4 protein-coding genes are annotated in these 4,499 nt (G+C 30.1%); 3 read left to right on the forward strand and 1 reads right to left on the reverse strand.

Annotation, left to right across the window (positions count from 1 at the left end; translation table 11 throughout):
- From A5819_RS19285 to A5819_RS19290, 3 genes are all read left to right on the forward strand, one after another.
- Positions 1-244: DUF6110 family protein (locus tag A5819_RS19285; protein ID WP_176271414.1), on the forward strand; the 244-nt coding region annotated here is incomplete at its 5' end.
- Positions 228-2,315 (forward strand): heavy metal translocating P-type ATPase, encoded by a 2,088-nt coding sequence (locus tag A5819_RS11185; RefSeq protein WP_086353055.1) that lies wholly within the window; start codon positions 228-230, stop codon positions 2,313-2,315. The genes A5819_RS19285 and A5819_RS11185, both read left to right, overlap by 17 nt.
- A gap of 313 nt (positions 2,316-2,628) precedes the next feature.
- Complete coding sequence (locus A5819_RS19290; RefSeq protein ID WP_086353056.1) at positions 2,629-2,775, forward strand: hypothetical protein; 147 nt, start codon at positions 2,629-2,631, stop codon at positions 2,773-2,775.
- A gap of 609 nt (positions 2,776-3,384) precedes the next feature.
- On the opposite strand, the gene A5819_RS11195 is transcribed toward A5819_RS19290, so the two are convergent.
- The coding region (locus A5819_RS11195; protein WP_217809031.1) for a MucBP domain-containing protein at positions 3,385-4,499 on the reverse strand (1,115 nt) is incomplete at its 5' end.

The following is a 4,499-nucleotide window of genomic DNA, read 5'->3' on the forward strand; positions in this document are numbered from 1 at the left end:
TGGAAGTGCAGGGTTTAAGTTATTATCCAGCAAAGAAGCTAAAAATATCTATTCTCACGGTCTGTCAAAAGCTTTTAAGATAAAAGATAGTATTGATACTTCTCTTTCTGCTATTAAGCAACATGCAGATGATGTTCAAGCGAACGCAAGAGATATTTATAACAGAGAAGAAAAGAATAGTAATTTAGAAATGATCAATGTTGATGCTGAAGAAAATCTAATTGATAATGATGCTAAGTTATAAAATTGTTTTTTCAACAAAACATCGAACTAGAATTGAATTACCTTTTAAGCTTAATCAAGATATTAAAGAATATCTTGAATATATCATACGCAAAAATTCTACTATCAAAAAAGTTCATTTTTATAATGATAATAGACATATTGCAATCTATCAAAACAAGTATAATCAAAATGAAATACGGTCACTTTTAGAAAATATTGATAGTAAATATTTAAAGAAATGTTATGAGCACCCTAAATTAGTAGCTGAAGCTACTCCATACAATATAATAGCTAAAAATTTTTATAAACGATCCTTAATAAAATTACTAATCCCTACTCTTTTTCGTAATGTATACACAATGTATCAATCTATCCCATTTGCTATCGAAATGTATAAATCTTTAAAGCAAAAAAGATTGAACATGGATGTATTAGATGGGTTAGCTATCATTGTATCATTATTAATTGGCGATTTTAAATCAGCAAGTACCATAACCTTTTTACTAAGCTTAGGAACTGAATTAGAAAACTGGTCAAAAAACAAATCTGTTAAAGATCTCGAATTGGCTTTAAAGCAATCTGATGAAAAAGTTTGGATTTTAAATGATAATTGCCCAATTGAAATAGGTGTATCAAATGTAAAAAAAGAAGACTTACTAATTATTTATGAGGGGAGTGAAATTTTATTTGATGGACAAGTGATAGGTGGGGAGGGGTTTGTAGATGAAAGTTCTATTACTGGAGAATCATATCCGGTTTCTAAAAAAGTTGGTACAGTCGTTAATGCTAACACACTACTAACCAACGGGGAGTTGATCGTATCTGTTACAAATGATACGCCAAACTCGGGTATCATTAAAGTAATAGAATTAATCAACAATTCAGAACTACCTTATTCTTCAAAACAAAAACAATTAATAAGTTCAGCTGATAATTTAGTGAAGTATAACTTTTTAGGTATGTTCCTTACTTTTGTCTTCACTCGATCTATTTCAAAAACTTTATCTTTTTTAATGGTAGATTTTTCATGTTCAGTTAAACTATCGACACCAGTTGCTTATATAAGCGCTGTAAAAGAGGCATTAGACAATGGCATAGTCATCAAATCCTCTAATATCCTTGACACATACAATTCTATGGATACATTTATTTTTGATAAAACAGGAACGATTACTACATCTCAACCCAAAGTAAAAGAGGTGGTTACTTTTAATGATTATACAGAATCTGATGTAATTAGGATTGGGGCATGTTTAGAAGAGCACGTTTATCATCCGATTGCTAATGCATTAGTGTCTGAAGCTAAAAATCAAGGAATTATCCATGAAGAAATGCATGGTGAATTGTATCATATTGCTTCAAAAGGTATACGCTCTTCAATAGATAATGTACCTGTAGTTATTGGAAGTATGAAATTTATAAAAGAAGAAAAAGTTTTTATTTCTATAAAACAATCTACTATTATTCAAAAATTTGAAAAAAACTATAATCTATTATATCTAGGATATAATAGATTATTGGTTGCAATATTTGTTATTGATACACCCATTAGGACCGATGCAGAAAAAACAATACATTTTTTGAAAAAAAATAACAAGCAAGTAGTCTTATTGACAGGTGATACAGAAATTAGAACAAAAGCTGTAATTAAGGATTTATTTTTCGATGAAGTGAGATCAGATTTACAACCAGAAGATAAATTTAATTACGTTCAGAGATTAAAATCTGAAGGACAATCAGTGGTTATGGTCGGTGATGGATTAAATGATTCAGCAGCCATTTCATTGGCCGATATTGGTATATCTATGGGAGAGTCTTCCGATATATCTAGACAAGTAAGTGATATCACTTTTTTATCAAATAATTTAAGTAGTTTGATATATATGGATTCTTTAGTTGATAGACTATCAAATAAGATAAAACAAAATTTGAAAATCACGTTTTCTATTAATGGTAGTTTGATAATACTTGGTTTATTAAATATATTAACACCTACTACATTATCAATGATTCATAATCTAACAACTTTTTCTATAGTTGGAACTAGTTTTTTGTTAAGCACTAATCAGAACCTTAATAATGATATCTAATCTTATGGTATTAGAAAATTACGTTATACTCAATGATTTAGGCAATTAAGGTATAAATATCAGATAGTTGTCATTAGACTGCAAAATTGATAGTTTAAATTTCTCAGAGTGGATATAAGAAAATACTCTAATCATTTCTAATGGAATCCCCCTTTATAAAGAGTTCATGGAATAAGAATATGGACGATTTATTTACTATAGTCTCTATATTCAAAGAACGTGATTTATCAATTCTAGCGTATTGAGCAAACGTAGTGATAAATTCAAACAATTTATTAATAAAATGGTATCTTCAAGGAAGGTGGTGAAAGTTATGTACGCCATTAAATTTTTCCATGGTTATCTAACGCCAGATGGAACTCGGACTCGAATCAAATCTGCAGCATTATTATATAATAATAAAGAAGAAGCGGATCGGTTTGCAGATTCTGTTGGCGGGAGAGTAAAGAAAATTGAATAATCGATTATAAAGGGTAGTGTAGTAACGAAAATTAGCTACCCTTTTTGGCTACTTATAGAACATTGGTAACCGCCTCAAAATTGCAATTGGTTGCACAGTAATATGCAGAGTTAATTGAACCATACTACATTCGTATTTCCGTATAAAATAAAGACTACAATTGGATGTTTCGTTAGATTTAAGAAATAGCGGTTTCCCTATCAGTAAAACGCTATTTTATAATATAATAGGGTAGGTTTAATTGCGAAGTTTATTAGTATGGTTTGAATGTTAAAAAGTCTAGGGTCTGTGATCAATTAATTGAAGAAGAGTAAAATGAGAATTTGGAAAATGGTCTATCAATCCTTTTTGAGTAATTGATTATATAAAAAGGATTGATAGTAGCTTTGAATTTGAATATAAGTATCTGTAGATATTGTAGCTAAAAATAGAATCGATAGATTGGTAAATAGATAATCATAAGTTTGGTAAGTAGAACAGGGGGATATGCGCTTACTGTTCGTTATGTCTAATTAAAAAAAGATATATCTAAAAGATCTTCTTTGGTATTATCAATAGACTTAAAAAGTAAAAAACACCAGAAAAAACTTTGGTGTTTTTTAGAGACCTTTACCTATTGTATTTTCTTAAAGTGATTACTGCACCAACCATAGAGAGGCTACCAATTATGGTGAATAAAATGGATGAATCTTTAGAACCTGTTTTTGGATATTCTTTATAAGTATTAGTATGTTTATTACTAGAATTAGTAGTGTTAATAGTTGTTCGGTTAGCATCTTCACTAGAACTTGTGCTAAATGTAGATGTACTAGAGTTATCAGTAGAATTTGTACTAATAAGAGAGCTGGTAGAGTTTGTACTATTAGGAGGTACACTAGAGTTATCGGTAGAACTGGTACTGCTAATAGATGTGCTGGAACTATCGACTAATTTCCTGTAAACATATGTTAAAACTTTTTTTTCTTCACTAAAAGTAGCTGCATCCGGTGTTTCAAATAATTCATATCCATCGAAAGTCAAGTCTTCAGAATTAATAGACTCTCCTATTTCTCCAACAATTGTAGGTGTTCTAAACAATTCTGTTTCATCTGTAGTCATATATTTAATGATAGCACCAGGACTTTCAGAATAATAAGCCCAAGCAAAATTTGTGTTAGTAGGTAAAATATCTAAAGGTTGCATAGCGTAATTTGTACCAAACGTTTGCTCGGTTGACCATCTTACGTCATTTTTAACAACTTGTACTACATAATAATGAAAATAAAGAGTTTTTGACTCTCCAGTGGCAGAAATAATTGTCTCTGGAGGGACTGGAAGTGGAACTGCCGGATGTAATCCTGGAGTAACTAATGGATCTGGTCCCAAAATAGTCCCAGAGTTGTTAATTGAAGTGTTATTCCAAGAATAATATTTGTTTGAAGATTGATTTAAACCAAAATAATCAAGCTGACCATCTGGAGCGGTAGTATATTGTTTTTGATTAGGAGTAGAATAATCATTTTTTACATTGTTAATTAATTGATATGTTCCTAAATTATTCGCTTTGTTGGAACTGTAAGGATAATAGGCGCTAACTGGATAGGTAGAGTTAAACGCACTATAATCTACTGCGGCTTGAACATCATCCCAAAAACAAAAAAACGTAAGACTAAAGAGAGTACTTAGCATCGTTAAAAACATTTTTTTCATATAAATCCCCTTAAACTTTTTACTAAATATATACT

Source organism: Enterococcus sp. 7E2_DIV0204 (assembly GCF_002140855.1).
Lineage (GTDB): Bacteria > Bacillota > Bacilli > Lactobacillales > Enterococcaceae > Enterococcus_L > Enterococcus_L lemimoniae.

What these genes read in the sequence shown, in the direction of transcription:
- A5819_RS19290 (WP_086353056.1), top strand. Translation starts at nt 2,629, where the DNA reads ATGTACGCCATTAAATTTTTCCATGGTTATCTAACGCCAGATGGAACT.
- A5819_RS11185 (WP_086353055.1), top strand. Translation starts at nt 228, where the DNA reads ATGATGCTAAGTTATAAAATTGTTTTTTCAACAAAACATCGAACTAGA.